We start from the raw sequence: 14443 nt of genomic DNA, 5'->3' as shown, positions 1-14443 counted from the left end.
GTTGCCAACGCATGAGAGCGATTGCCGAGGTGCGCCGTCGCTTCGGCTATCGGCGCCTGCATGTTCTGCTCAGGCGGGAGGGCTATCTGGTCAACCACAAGAAACTGTTCCGGCTCTACCAGGAAGAGAGGCTCGCGGTCCGTCGCCGTGGTGGCCGCAAGCGGGCGCTCGGGACCAGGGCGCCGATGGTGGTGCCTATAGCGCCGAATGACCGCTGGTCGCTCGACTTCGTCTCGGACCAGCTCACCGATGGCCGCCGCTTCCGCATCCTGACCGTGGTCGACGAGTGCACGCGCGAATGCCTAGCGTTGGTGGCCGACACCTCGCTGTCGGGCTCGCGGGTGGCGCGGGAGCTGGACCGGCTGATCATCGAGCGCGGCAAGCCCAAAATGGTGGTCAGCGACAACGGCACCGAATTGACCAGCAACGCCATCCTGACATGGGCCGATCAGAGCCGCGTCGCCTGGCATTACATCGCGCCCGGCAAGCCGACGCAGAATGCCTTCATCGAAAGCTTCAATGGCCGTCTCCGAGACGAATTGTTGAACGAGACGCTGTTCACGTCGCTGGCCCAGGCCCGGGTCGAACTCGGACATTGGCGGGCCGACTACAACGATACGCGACCTCACTCGCAACTCGGATGGAAAACACCATCGGAGTTTGCCTTCACCTGCAACCCGCGACGGGATCTGGCGCTGCGCTATGCCGATGGCTCCGCACCAGCTCCCGTCGCTACCACCGCCCATTCGGGTAAATCCAACAGCCGGGGCGAACTCAGGACTGGATAAAACTTGGGGGCAACGTCACAGGTCCTGCCTGATCTCTTGCAGATCGACAAACCTGTCGACCGATCTCAAGAGATGGTCGGCGGGAATATGCTTCTCGAGCGAGAACTCATAGAACAAAGCAGCCTGTTCGACTTGCCGATGCCCCATCAGGATCTTCAGTCCTGCCAATTAGACAGACTGAATCACTGCTATCCTTGAGTCGCAACTGCCGCCTTTTTCAACAAAATCGGCCCCTGGCTGACCTGAGCTCAGAGCGCCGCGAGGTCTTCTTGAAGGTGACCCGAACAGGGCTATGCAAGCTGGCCAAGGCAGCCTTTCACTCCGACCCGACAATTCTGGCGATCACAGCTGGGACATCGCCCGCCGCCGAGAACGGACTCGTTTCGCCCCAACCTGTAACCTCACACAACCAGCCCGCCGCCGGTGGGCTCCGCGCGAGCCGTTTCGTCCGATTCTGGAGGTAGGGTGAACTGAAACACAGCGCCGCGAGGTTTATTGGCGCTCGCCCACATTTGTCCGCCGTGAGCCGCGACGATCGACCGACAGATGGCGAGGCCCATGCCGAGGCCCTCCGGCTTGGTCGTGTAGAAGGCCTCGAACACACGGTCCGCATCGTTCGGGTCCAGCCCCATTCCGGAATCGCGCACGGTAACGAGCACGCCGCCCGCGGCATCCACCTCCGTGCTGATCAGCAGCTCCCGTGCTCCCTCGCCGAGGCCCCTCATGGCATCGACGGCATTGAGAATCAGGTTGAGAATGACCTGTTGGAGTTGCACGCGGTCGCCGTCCGCCGCCGGTAGGCCGGTCGCGAGCCCGGTCTGCAGCGAGACGTCATGCTTCAGAACTTCGCTGCGGGCCAACGCGATCACCTCGAGGATGGCTTCATTGAGGTCGAACCGATTCTTGCGGGGCGGCGCCTTCTTGACGAGGGCGCGGATCCGATCGAAGACCTGGCCGGCTCGGTTGCCGTCATCAGCGATTTGGCCGAGGATCTCCCGGACCCGGTCCAGGTTGGGCGGCTGAGCGCCGAGCCAGTTCAAGGCGGCGTCAGTGTTGGTGACCACGGCGGCGATCGGCTGTTTCACCTCATGGGCGATCGAGGCCGTCAGTTGGCCCATCGTGGTGACGCGATTGACATGTGCGAGCTCCGTCTGCGCCGCGCGCAAGGCTTCGGATGCCAGCATATGTTCCGTGAGGTCGTGAATGATCGCGAGCGCGGCCTCGACCTGGCCCGAATGCAGCCGCAGCGGCGAATAGGTCATGATCCGGTAGCGCCGGCCGGCCGGATGGGCAAACCACCCCTCGAAGCTGACGCTCTCTCCTGCGAAGCAGCGGTCTAAATAGGACTTGGCCTCCTGCTCAAAAAACTTGGTACCCAGCAGATCCCCAACGTGCTGCCCAACGAGCCTGTCGGCCGGCATTTGCCAAATCCGCTCGTACACCGGGTTGACACGTTGGAACCGGTAATCTCTTCCAATCACGGAGATCCCATCAGGTGAACTCTCGAACACTTGGCCAGTCAGATCCTCCACCCGCTTGCGTTCGGTGATGTCGTTATTGGTCTCCAAGATCGCGAAGGAATGGCCTCGCGCGTCCCGTTGCAGGGACCACCTGCTCGCAACGATTGCCGCTGTGCCGTCTTTCTTCGTGTGGACGAGTTCCCCTTGCCAGCGGCCGGCGCGGAACAACTCTGCCGTGATCTCTTCGAGCGGCATGGGAAAGACCGTCTGCAGCAGCTGGTGAGTGACTTTGCCGACGGCTTCCGCTTTCTTCCATCCATACAGCTCCTCGGCGCCACGATTCCAGTAGACGATGACGTCATCCCTATCGCGCACGAAGATGGTGTCGTGGGTGAGGTCGAGGAGGCCGGCCTGCTCGCGCAGCACCAGTTCTCTCGAGTGGCCTTGTACAGCGAGGAAACCCGCAACGCCGATCACTGCAAGGCTGAGAAGGCGGTTTGCAACAGCAAGACCTGGCGATACGTAGTGCTGCGACAGCAAATAGCTTAGCACCGCAAGCGCCATGCACCCCAGTGTCACCAGTACAACACCACGCCACTGAAGAAACCTGGCCGCCAGCAGCACCACGCCGACGTACAGCACGCCGAAGGCGAACTCTGTAGGCGTGATTGTGTCGGCGATGAAGATCCCGCCGGCGATGGCAGCGCAAAAAACCGGGAGAAAAGGCGACGTCGGTATCGTCGCCGAACTTCCATTGGTTTGCACTTGCTGTGTCCGCGTCAGAGACATGCGGACGCTTCCAGTGCCGCGACTGGGTCGGTCCCGTTCGTTCGGCCAATCGGGCAAGCTGACGCTCCCATCTCCAGACGATGGAGCAAAGCCGCTGGCTCGCACCGCCAGTCACCCATTTGCGGCCTCAGTCTGTCCCAATCCGCCGTGGTGGTAAAGCGGCAGCAGCGGAGCGCTGGCGAGACAGAACAGCGCGGCGCAGGCCGAGAAGACTATCGGTGGTCGATCTTCGATGACCCGTTCGCCAGCTCAAGCCGTTCAGCGTGCCAAGTCGCGGCTGGGCCAGCGTCGGGTGGTAAGCATGCTACCAATAGGGGGTGCCCGCTCGACCAGTCCGCAATGCAGATGAACCGGAAGACATATGTCCGTTCCTAGCGTTTCTGGCCCATAGCGCCGAGCGGTGCCGTTCGCGCTGGCGCCCGCTGTTTGGAGGAAACTGGACATGGTTGAGGAGATGCGAAACCGACGCTCATGACCCGAAACCGACCACGGGTGCCCAAGGAGCCTTAAACCATCAGCTCGGCCAAGGATTGTCAGGGAATTGCAAACGCGTCAGGTGCTCGGTCATATCGGACGTAGCGCGGCGGTGCTATCTTCATCGTCGGCGGCCCCTAGTTCCGCAAATCACGTCGGCCCGACGTTCGGCCCCCGGAAGCTACCGCTAAGGTTTTTCGAGGAGGTCCCGATGCATACGAATCGTCGCGACTTGCTATTGGCGGGATGCTGCGCCGCCTCCACCCCGCTGCTTTGGAGCGTTACCACTCGGCTCAGGGCCGAAGAGCCCGATCCGCCGCCAGAAACCACCACGATCCGCCTCGCAAAAAGCCCGAGTCTCTGCATCGCGCCTGTGTACGTGGTTAGCGACCTGCTGAATGCCGAGGGATTCACAAACGTCGTTCACGTCGAAACGGGGTTCGTTGGTAGGGGCGCTGCACAAGACAAAGCTATCTGGAAAAGCAGCGATGTCGACTTCAACCTAAACTTCTCTGGTCCACTTCTCCTTGAGATCGATCGAGGCTTGAGCACTAGCATTCTTGCCGGGATTCATGTCGGCTGCTTCGAGCTCTTCGCCAGGGAGGGCATACGCAGCGTCGCCGACCTGAAGGGTCGAACCGTCGGCATCCAATCGCTTGAATCGCCTCCGCATGTATTCCTGAGCGCGATGGCGACACTCGTTGGACTCAATCCCTCCAAAGACATTGAGTGGGTGACGAGTGCGAAGGTCAAACCGATCGAGTTATTCGCCGAGGGCAAGATCGACGCCTTTCTCGGATTTCCCCCAGAACCTCAACGTTTGCGCGCACAGAACATCGGTCGTGTCATCGTCAACAGTGCACAGGATCGCCCATGGTCGCAGTATTTTTGCTGCATGTTGGCGGGGAATCGCGAATTCGTCCGAAAGAATCCCATCGCCACTAAGCGCGTGGTGCGCGCCGTGCTCCGGGCGACGGATTTGTGCGTGAGCGAGCCGGCTCTTGTTGCACAGCGTATGGTGGATAGGGGTTTCGCGCCTGGCCTGGACTACGCGGTTCGGACTCTTGCGGACGTGCCGTACAACCGCTGGCGCGAGTACGATCCTGAGGACACAATCCGCTTTTACGCGCTTCGTCTGCGCGAAGCTGGGATGATTAAATCAAGCCCTGCGAAACTCATTGCAGATGGAGCCGACTGGCGTTTCTTCAACGAGGTGCGACGTGAACTTGGAGGCTGATTCATCTACAGCGTTTTCGAGGAGGTCCCGATGCATACGAACCGTCGCGACTTGCTGTTGGCTGGGGCCTGCGCCGCTTCCACTGCCCTGTTTGGGAGCGTCGCGGCGCGGTTGAGGGCCGAAGAGTCCAATCCGCCGCCAGAGACCACCACAATCCGCCTTGCGAAGAACCCGAGCATTTGTATCGCTCCGCAGTACGTGGTGAGCGACCTCTTAAATGCCGAGGGGTTTACAAACGTCGTTTACGTTGAATCTGACGCCGGCGTGGAGCAAACCAAAGCAATCGCGAAGGGCGACATCGACTTCACCCTGCATTTCTCCGGTCCGCTTCTTCTCGAGATCGATCGGGGCGCGAGCGTTACTATTGTGGCCGGGGTTCATGTCGGCTGCTTCGAGCTATTCGCCAAGGAGGGCATACGTAGCGTTGCCGATTTGAAGGGGCGAACCGTCGGCCAGCAGGGGCTTGGCAGTAGTCCGCACGTTTTCATCAGCGCGATGGCGACGCTTGTCGGCCTCGATCCCGCCAAAGACATTGAGTGGGTGACAAGTGCGTCGGTCAAACCGATCGAATTGTTTGCTGAGGGTAAGATCGACGCGTTCCTCGGATTCCCTCCTGAGCCACAGCGTCTGCGTGCGCAGAATATCGGTCATGTCATCGTCAACAGTGCACAGGATCACCCATGGTCGCAGTATTATTGCTGCATGTTGGCGGGGAATCGTGAGTTCGTCCGAAAGAATCCCATCGCCACCAAACGTGTAGTTCGCGCCATGCTCCGGGCGACGGATTTGTGCGTAAGCGCGCCGGCCCTTGTTGCGCAGCGGATGGTAGATGGGGGGTTCACGCCTCGCCGCGAATATGCGGCTCAGACGCTTGCGGATGTGCCGTACAACCGCTGGCGCGAATACGATCCCGAAGACACAATCCGCTTTTACGCGCTTCGTCTGCGCGAAGCGAGGATGCTGAAATCGAATCCTGCAAAGATTATCGCGGATGCAGCCGACTGGCGGTTCCTCAACGAGGTTCGACGTGAACTTGGAAGCTGATTCGACGTCGTTTCTTGGTCAGCGCCCGCTCCCTGCAACGTCGCGGGGAAGTGGAGACGCCGCGTCGATGAAGAACGGTCTTCTTGGCTTTGAGTTGCGACCCTCGTTGCGCACGAAATTGCTGATGGCCTTCTTCGTCATCGAGATGCTCTTGGTCTCGGTTGGGGTAATCGGCCTCCTTTCGCTGCGCGAAGCGGACCAGCGGGCGAACCAGGTCGTTGGCCTGCAGCAGAAGATCGAGGCATATCGGCAGATGCAGCACAATACGCTTCGACAGCTTTATGGTGTATCCGCAGCGCTCGCCTTTCCGAACGAAACGACATTGGCGGTCGTGCTGCGGCAGATCAACCAGTTTGGGTACGACCTTGACCGCGTCTCGTTCGTCGCAAAGGACGAGGTGGCGCTGCTCAATCAAGTGCGCGAAGAATATGCGCGCTTCATTGCCGTAGTCTCACACATCGTCGATCTCATCCGCGGCGGGCGAGCGGCTGAGGCCAAAAAGAGCGAATTCGCGGAGCTCGGGCCTCTCGCGGACAAGCTCGAACGACTGACCAATCAATTGGTCAACCGGGCTGAAGCGGACATGGTGGCCGGCATAGACACGAGCCGACAAACCTATACCAAATCTCAGATACTTGTCGCTGCGGTCGCGCTCGCAAGCTTTGTGCTTACGCTGGTCTTGGGACATGCGATCTCCCGGTCTGTGATCGAACCAGTCCGCATCATTCATCACGGGCTGAACCGGATAGCCGCTGGCGATTTCGCCCAGCGTATCGAGGTTCCCAATCGGGACGAACTCGGGGAGCTTGCGGCGCACGTCAATTCGACCTGCGAAGAGCTGCAGCAGCTCTACCGAAGTCTTGAGGAGGCCAGCCGTCACAAATCGCAATTCCTCGCAAACATGAGTCATGAATTGCGGACGCCACTGAACGCGGTACTCGGCTTTTCAGAGCTCATGCTCGACGGCATATACGGCAATCCTCCGGAGAAAATGCGATCCGCCGTCGAACGCATCCAACGGAACGGCAGACATCTGCTCGGGCTCATCAACGATGTCCTCGATCTCTCCAAGATTGAAGCCGGACAGCTTCGACTTTCTCTGACCGACTACTCGGTGGAGGAACTGGTAAATGTTGTCCATACCTCCGTTGAGCCGCTCGCCGCGGACAAGAAGCTGAGTTTGAGCATTACTGTGCCGCCTGGCTTGCCGCCGGCGCGAGGAGACGAACGCAGGCTCGCTCAGGCCCTGTTCAATCTGGTTGGTAACGCGATCAAATTCACCGAGGCTGGAGAGGTCCGGATAGAAGTGGAAACGAGGCGAGATTCCTACGTCTTTTCCGTTCAGGACACGGGACCGGGCGTCGACGAAGCCGATCAGGCCAGGATCTTCCAGGAATTCCAGCAGGTGGATAACTCGATCACCAAGACGAAGGGAGGCGCTGGACTGGGCCTCGCCATCGTAAAGCGTATTGTGGAGATGCATGGAGGACGAATCTGGATAGAATCCCGCCTCGGCCATGGCGCGAGATTCTCTTTTCTGGTGCCGGCCCGGCTCGAGCAGCAGGCGATGTAAACATGAGCAAGCGCGTACTGGTGGTCGAAGATCAGGAGGACAATCGGCAGATTCTGCGCGACCTGCTTGCAAGCGTCGGTTACGAAATGATCGAGGCGCACGACGGCGAAGGAGCGCTCGTGGCGGCGCGAGCGCAAAGTCCGGATCTGATCCTGATGGATATCCAACTGCCTCTTCTTGACGGATATGAGGCGACACGGCGCATAAAGGCGCAGTCAGATCTCCGCCATATTCCAATCATCGTCGTCACCTCCTATGCGCTTGGCGGCGACGAAGAGAAGGCACGCGCGGCAGGCTGCGATGCCTATGTCGCAAAGCCCTACAGCGCGCGAAAGCTACTTGAGACGATCAATCGATACCTGCCATGAGGTTCAGCGCGTGATGACGTGGAGCAGAGATGCATGTCCCACCCCGAATCTTGATCGTGGATGACAACGAAACGAATCGTTGCCTTCTTACCGCACGCCTCGGCGCCGAGGGTTATCAGACCGTGGAGGCTGAAAACGGCGAGAGGGCGCTCGCGGTCGTGCGTGAAGTGGTGCCGGACGTTGTCCTCCTCGACGTCATGATGCCGAAGATCGATGGCTTTGAGGTCTGCCGACGACTGAAGGTCGATACGACGCTTGGATTTGTTCCAATCATCATGGTGACGGCGCGAACCGACTCACAGGATGTCGTCACGGGGCTTAACGCGGGTGCCGACGAATATCTGACCAAGCCGGTCGACCACGCAGCCCTCGTTGCTCGTGTGCGCTCCATGCTTCGCATCAAGGAGTTGCATGATCGAGTTGAAGCCCAGGCGGTCGAGCTCGCCGTGTGGAATAGAATGCTCGAGCAGCGTGTTGCGGAGCAAGTTGTGCAAATTGAACGGGTCAGCCGTTTAAAGCGTTTTCTTTCACCGCAAATAGCGGAGTTGATTCTTTCTTCATCGACATATGAACCGTTAGCGAGCCACCGAAGACAAGTAACAATAGTCTTCGGTGACCTTCGAGGTTTCACGGCGTTCGCAGAGATTGTTGAGCCCGAAGAGGTGATGGCCGTGATGCAGGAATATCACGCGGCCTTAGGCTCCCTCGTCCACGAGTTTGAAGGCACGTTGGAGAGGTTCCTGGGCGACGGAATCATGGTGATTTTCGGCGATCCGATTCCTTGTACAGATCCATGCAAGCGAGCTGTTCAGATGGCGATCGCGATGCGAAGCCGCCTGATGGAATTATCGAAGAAGTGGCAACGTGAAAGGTATGAGCTTGGTTTTGGAGTCGGCATTGCATATGGCTATGCGACGCTCGGCGCTATTGGTTTCGAGGGCCGCTCTGAGTACAGCGCGATCGGGACCGTGGTAAATCTCGCTGCCCGTCTTTGCGCGGAGGCGCGCAACGGTCAGATTCTCGTCGATAGCAAGGTGCGTGAGGCGCTTGAGGAGAGGGCGACCGCGGAGCCCGTGGGTGAACTGACGCTCAAGGGGTTGCGTCGTCCGATAGCGGCATACAACGTGCTTGAAATGACTTGAGTGCGCTCGAAGCGACCAGGCTGGACGTCCGGCTGTTGTCCGGCCGACGAGAATTGATCCAGTATCAACCTGAACGCGCTAGGCCTCTTGACCTTCCCCTAGCCTTGATGGTTCTGGCAGATCGAATCGATCGGCCTTGTCAGGTTTTGGCCCGAGGCTGCCTAGCACCATCGCCGTCCAAGCGTCGGCTTGCGGCAATGGGAATCGAGAAGATTCAATTCATCTGGTATATGCGAAGGATCAGTGAACTTGCCCTGCTGGGATAGTTCGCCGGAGCGGCGGTCTACATTGTACAGTTCCGATAGTTTCATTGAATATTAGCAGCTTTGCTTCAGGCCGTCATAGGTCCAGCAAGCTTTTGCGAGGCCATGTTTGTCTGTCGCCTCCTGGCCCGCAGCCGCCTGCAATGGAGGGGCAGAGCGTGTCCGCTCTGCCCGATCAATTCAGACGTCCACCTGTTCTGCTATTGCGCGTGCGTCATCGACCTCTATTCCGAGGTAGCGGACCGTACTCTCGATCTTTGCCTGTCGCCCTCAGATGGTCATCGAGGGCCTGGCGAGTCGCCTCGGTAAGCTCGAATTTGACGGGACGACCGGTCTTCTTCTGGCGGACACTGGCTCGATCGGCCGCATAGCCCTGGGGGCGATGTCATCGACTTTGAGGGCGACAACGTCGCAACCACGAGGTTTGCTATCGATAGCGACGTTGAACAGCGCCAGATCGCGAATCCGACCTTCGACCTGGAGCTTTGTCCGAATGGACCAGACGTGCTTGGGACGGAGTGGCGGCTTCGCGCCAACGATCTTTCCCTTATTCCACGGTACGCGCTTCGCGACGTTCACGTGGGGGCTTGGGACATCAGTCATGATGACCTCCTCAGTTGATGAGGTCGGTCATTTTCGGGCGAGCAAGCTTTTGAACCTATGTCGGCTTATAGACAACTGCAGGCGCACTTTGGTCCTATTGGATCGTCGGGCGGGGTGCAAATGACCCGAAGCGGACCTGCCCGACTTACAGAAATCGGGGTTCTGCGCGCGTCGTTATCGATCGCAAGATCTGCCCCGCAGAAATTACGCTCTTGATTTGGAGCGGTCCTCCGTTAGAAAGCCCGGTCTACAATCACGTCACGTTTCTGGTGCGGTAGCGCAAGGTCGCAAGCGCCGGACCGATGCCAAGGCGCTCGGCCTCGACTACCAGGTTGGCAAGGTTGCTGGTCGTATCCTGTCCGGGTTGGCAGCGACCATATGCACCAAGAGCGCGTCCATATCGGACGAAGAAGTTGGCCCAAGGTAACGGTTCTGGCCGCGTATAATCCTCGAGCGCCGCGCAATAACGCTCCGCGCCGTCCCAATCCTCAGAGTCTAGCGACGCGTCGATCGCGTAGCGAAAGAACCACAAATGATTGTGGCCCACCGCGCCTTTGCGGAGAATCTCCTCGCCTTCCGTCAGCGCCGCATCACGTTCAATCGGATCCTCGGTCATCACCGCAAGGTGGCCGAGGATCCACGGGCCCGCGAAGTTGAGCCCAGCTTCGCGGCTGATCGCCAAGGCACGGTGCAGAAGTTCGATCGCCTCCGTCCTACTCGCTTCCGCGCGAGCGACCATGGCCAGATCGCGGAGGCTGGTCGCCTCGAACCTTTTGGCGCCGAGCTGCCGAGCGAGGATCAGGGCCCGCTCGGCATGCATCTTCACACGTGCAAACTCGCCGGTCGTGCGAAACACGGTGCACGCCGCGATGTGGGCGATGATTTCCGCCCGCTGATGCCCGACCCGCGCCGCCAACTCGACCGCCATCTGGGTCGTCGCGAGCGCGTCGGAGAAATCATTGAGATACACTTGGGTATGCGCGACCATGCTGAGATTGGCGACTTCGATGCGCCCGGCGCCGGACGCGCGCGACAGCTCCGCGCACCGGCTGAAGTGCCGATGGGCGCTGGCCATCCGACCGCGCGCGTATTCGGCATCGCCCAAGCCGCCAAGCGCACGCGCCTGCATCTCTGGCGAATTGGCTCTTCGGGCGCAGTCGAGAGCCCGCTCATGCTCCTGCAGGCACTCGACGAGCCTCCCGAGCGGAAAGCAGAGATTGCCACGCAGGTGGTGGATCCGCGCGCGCTCCGCCGCGAGGTCGTCGATAGCCGCCGCGGACGCGGCCTTGTTCAGCATTGCAAATGCCTCATCGAAACGATCCGTCAATCGCAGGCCGGCGGCGAGCCCAAGCCAAGCTCGACATCGCTCGATGTCAACATCGGCGACTGCCAGGGCCTGCTCAAACGCAGCAATCGATTCTGAGATTGAACCGAAGTCGTGCAGGATCTCACCCCAGAGCAGGGATAGTGCACTCACATCGGCACGCTTCTTGGCTAAGGCAACCCCGCGTTCGACAAGCCGCAGAGCCCGTTCGGCCCGGTACTCCGCTGCTTGCGCCCGTGCCGCTTCCAGGTAGGCCCGGGGAGCGCCATCGTCATCGCCTCGATCGAGATGCTGTGCGCACAACGTTAGGTCACGGCTCGCGAACCAATCTGCCGCTCGCCGGTGCAACTCGCGGCGCCGGCTCTTGAGCAGGGTGTCGTAGACGCCCTCCTGGATCAGCGCGTGGGCGAAGAGGAAGTGATCGCCCTGCGGGCGCACGAGGCGATACCGCACCAGGTCGGCGCAATTCCACCCAGGCTGGTCGAGCAGGGTTGCCAACGCTTCGGCAGTAAAGCGCTGGCCGAGAACCGAGGCTGCTTGCAGCGCCCGCTTGTCGGGCAACGCGAGCCGATCCAAGCGTGCCTGTACTAAACTCCGGATCGAGCCCGGGATGCCGCCCTCGGTGCTCTCCTCGGCATGCCGCAACAGTTGCTCCAGAAACAGCGGATTTCCGGCGGCCCGTTCGACGCAGCGCTGGGCGATCTCGCCGAGTGTGTCGACATAGGCAGCGGCGAGTCTGTTGGCCTCACGCGGCTGGAGTGAGCCGAGTTCGATCGTCACGATCGGCTGGTCGGCAATCGTCCCGCGCCGGAGCTCATGAAACGCGTCGCGCTCAATCCGCGAGGTCATGACCAGAAGCGCCGAACACCCAGGGATTGTCTCGGCAAGGTTCGCTGCATGATCGAGAGTCATCTGGTCAGCCCAGTGCAGGTCCTCAATCACCAGCAGCCGAGGACGACGGCCGCTCGCGCGGATGACCAGCTCGGCGACGGTCGCCCGCTTGCCGCGGTTGCGGGCCGCGAGGTCCATCGCATCATAGAGCGTACGCAGCTCGGTCGATTGCGGCACATTCAGGAGGTCGTTCAGGTACACCCGCCGCTCGTCAGCAAGCATGCCCTCCTTGAGGGCCTTCTCAGCCGCTGCGTCGATCTCTTCCTGGCTGCTCTCGCCCGTCAGGCCGAGCAGGCTGCGGACGAGCGAGCGGATTGCGTCTTGGCCGGAGCCCATTCCAAAGTCGAGCACCAGGCCGCTGTGACAGGCGAAGTTCTCTCCCTCGGCCTTCGCCTGGAACTGCTCAAGCAGGCGGGTTTTGCCGATTCCGGCCTCCCCGCGGATGTAGACGGCGCTGCCGTGTCTCGTGTCCCGGCACCGGGTCAGCGCGGCTTCGAGCTGCTGCAGTTCGCGTTGCCGTCCAACAAAGACTTGGCGCCCCGAACGGGCCGGCTCGCGAAAGGCGCGCAGTCGCCACGCCCTGACCGGCTTTGCGAGGCCTTTGATGGCCAGCTCGCCGACCTCGGAGCAGTCGACCCGTTCGGCGAGCGCCCGGTGGACTGAATCCGAAATGAGGATCTCGCCCGTGGCCGCTTTATCCGTCAGGCGTGAGGCGAGGTTCACGGAGTCGCCGGTTACCGTGTATTCAAGGTGCCGCGCGCTGCCAGTGCCGCTCGCCATAACCTCGCCACTGGCAATGCCGATGTGTACGCCAATTGGGCGGCCGAGCTCGGCCGCAAGCATGGGCACGCGGCGCCGGATTTCGAGGGCAGCCCGGACGCATCGCTCGGGGTCGTTGCCATGGGCCGCCGGGGCCCCGAAGACGGCCATCACGCAATCGCCGATGTGCTTGTCGACAATTCCGCCATGATCGGCGATGCTTGCATCGGCAAGGTCGAAGAAGCTTCCGAGGAGGGCGTGGACTTCTTCTGCATCGAGTTCGTCGGCGAGCTTCGTGTAGCCGGCGAGGTCCGCGAACAACACCGTCACCTGCCGCCGCTCAGCCTCCGGCAGCGGCGAAGCCACCGGCAATATCGAGGCCGGCGCGCCGGGGACAGGAAAGGACGTCGGCGCTGTTGCATCACGCAACGCCGCGATCGCGGCAAGCAGTTTGCGGCGGTGGCCGACCGAGGTGACGCCAACCCCGATCAGATCGTCGGCGGTCAGGTGGGCAAGAACCTCGGCGTCAATGTCGTTCTCGCGGAACGCCTGCTCGTACTGCTCCAATCCCAAACCGTGCAGCCAAGCCGCAACGTTCATGGGTGCCTCCTGGCTCGGTTGCTCCGTAGAGCACCAGCTCCTTCAGCCTACCCCAAAATTTCACCACAGGCGCGTTCAAGCGCGCTATCTGTGGAGATTTTCACCGGTCAGAGCAGATCGGAAGCTGACCACCGATTGACCAGCGAAATACCGTGAACAAACGGCGATAAAGGTGGTCAAACACAAGCGAACTTCATTGTTTTTATTGATCTTTTCGATCGCTATTTACGTTCGGGACGCAGGTGTTGCGGGTTCGTTGATCCGCGGCGGCTCGATTTACAATTCGGCCCTAACCTGTTGATCTGTATAGGCTCGTTCGCGTGTCTTTTTACACCTAAGTACCTCTGGTTGTTCATCAAACATCAGACTCTTAATCAGCGGGTCCCAGGTTCGAGCCCTGGTGCGCCCACCAAGCTTTTCAATGGCTTGGATGTCTGGCGATACGGGTATTCTAGCAAGCGATCAGCGGCCTTTCAGCGATCACCGTCCTCAATTCGGATCGAGGAGTGATCGTGGTCTGCTCGTCTCTTTATTCTCGGCAAGATGCCCCACGTCGCTGAATTTAGTCCGGGCCGAAAACATGCGCATCGTACAACTGGATATTCGCAGCGCGTCATCGGACCGCTACTCGCGCTGAGACGATCGATGCCTCGCGCAAGCGCGCGTCGCGCGTAGAGTTTCGGAACAATAGGACGCTTGCAGGTGATCTTGGTCAGGGTCACGACGGCTACAGCCGCGTGCGATACCTTGTTGCTCGGGGCGTTCGCGTGCGCGAGGCGGATGCCGATCGCCCCCTTTCTCCCGAGCGACGTGCTTCCGCTCTTCGTACTTTCTCCCGGAGCCGCTGCAATTGAGCGAGCAGGCCAACGAGTTCGATCGTTGCGTGACGCAGAACAGCCAGGCTGCAAACCCCACTACTCACTACAACATCCCCAAACAGGCCCTTGCCGAATCCGTGACGGGAAGCTCGAATTTGTGATGACGTGCCAATAACGTCTAAGCGATGGATCATCGCGCCGTCCGTTCGCTTTACGACGATACGCGGAAATATTTTCGCGCATTCCATTTTCGAGCATTCTAACGCGTCGCAACAAAATGCCTGCATCAGGAAAAGGGAATTTGGACGCA

At 60.3% G+C, this 14443-nt stretch carries 9 protein-coding genes and 1 pseudogene; 6 read left to right on the top strand and 4 right to left on the bottom strand.

Going from position 1 to position 14443, the window contains the following annotated elements; genetic code table 11:
• The coding region (locus tag IVA78_RS18130) for an IS3 family transposase (protein WP_247466818.1) at nt 1-788 on the top strand (788 nt) is incomplete at its 5' end.
• Between the two features lie 15 nt (nt 789-803).
• Here IVA78_RS18130 and IVA78_RS34415 read toward each other — a convergent pair.
• A complete protein-coding gene (locus tag IVA78_RS34415) occupies nt 804-935 on the bottom strand; it encodes a hypothetical protein (RefSeq protein ID WP_256468123.1) in 132 nt (43 codons plus the stop codon).
• A gap of 254 nt (nt 936-1189) precedes the next feature.
• Nucleotides 1190-3037, bottom strand: a complete 1848-nt coding sequence (locus IVA78_RS18125) for a PAS domain-containing sensor histidine kinase (protein ID WP_247466815.1) — start codon at nt 3035-3037, stop codon at nt 1190-1192.
• A 685-nt stretch (nt 3038-3722) separates the two neighbouring features.
• On the opposite strand from IVA78_RS18125, the gene IVA78_RS18120 reads away from it, so the two are divergent.
• The 5 genes from IVA78_RS18120 (at nt 3723) to IVA78_RS18100 (ending at nt 8875) form a co-directional block, all read left to right on the top strand.
• Nucleotides 3723-4748 carry an ABC transporter substrate-binding protein gene (locus IVA78_RS18120; RefSeq protein WP_247466812.1) on the top strand — a complete coding sequence of 342 codons (1026 nt, stop codon included), beginning with the start codon at nt 3723-3725 and terminating at the stop codon, nt 4746-4748.
• Between the two features lie 30 nt (nt 4749-4778).
• Nucleotides 4779-5792, top strand: a complete 1014-nt coding sequence (locus IVA78_RS18115; protein ID WP_247466810.1) for an ABC transporter substrate-binding protein — start codon at nt 4779-4781, stop codon at nt 5790-5792.
• A 67-nt stretch (nt 5793-5859) separates the two neighbouring features.
• Nucleotides 5860-7365: an ATP-binding protein gene (locus IVA78_RS18110; RefSeq protein WP_247466807.1), complete on the top strand. Its 1506-nt coding sequence runs from the start codon at nt 5860-5862 to the stop codon at nt 7363-7365.
• 2 nt (nt 7366-7367) lie between these two features.
• Nucleotides 7368-7733, top strand: coding sequence for a response regulator (locus tag IVA78_RS18105; RefSeq protein WP_247421793.1), 366 nt, complete (start codon nt 7368-7370; stop codon nt 7731-7733).
• A 56-nt stretch (nt 7734-7789) separates the two neighbouring features.
• Nucleotides 7790-8875: a response regulator gene (locus IVA78_RS18100; RefSeq protein ID WP_247466804.1), complete on the top strand. Its 1086-nt coding sequence runs from the start codon at nt 7790-7792 to the stop codon at nt 8873-8875.
• A 443-nt stretch (nt 8876-9318) separates the two neighbouring features.
• On the opposite strand, the pseudogene IVA78_RS18095 reads toward IVA78_RS18100, so the two are convergent.
• Together IVA78_RS18095 and IVA78_RS18090 are read right to left on the bottom strand one after the other, a co-directional pair.
• A pseudogene (locus IVA78_RS18095) lies at nt 9319-9741 on the bottom strand (integrase).
• Nucleotides 9742-9994: 253 nt separating this feature from the next.
• Nucleotides 9995-13315, bottom strand: coding sequence for an adenylate/guanylate cyclase domain-containing protein (locus tag IVA78_RS18090; protein WP_247466801.1), 3321 nt, complete (start codon nt 13313-13315; stop codon nt 9995-9997).
• Between the last annotated feature and the right edge of the window lie 1128 nt (nt 13316-14443).

This window comes from Bradyrhizobium sp. 137 (genome assembly GCF_023074095.1).
Lineage (GTDB): Bacteria > Pseudomonadota > Alphaproteobacteria > Rhizobiales > Xanthobacteraceae > Bradyrhizobium.
The sequence above is the reverse complement of the archived record's forward strand: the minus strand, read 5'-3'. Positions and strand labels throughout refer to the sequence as shown.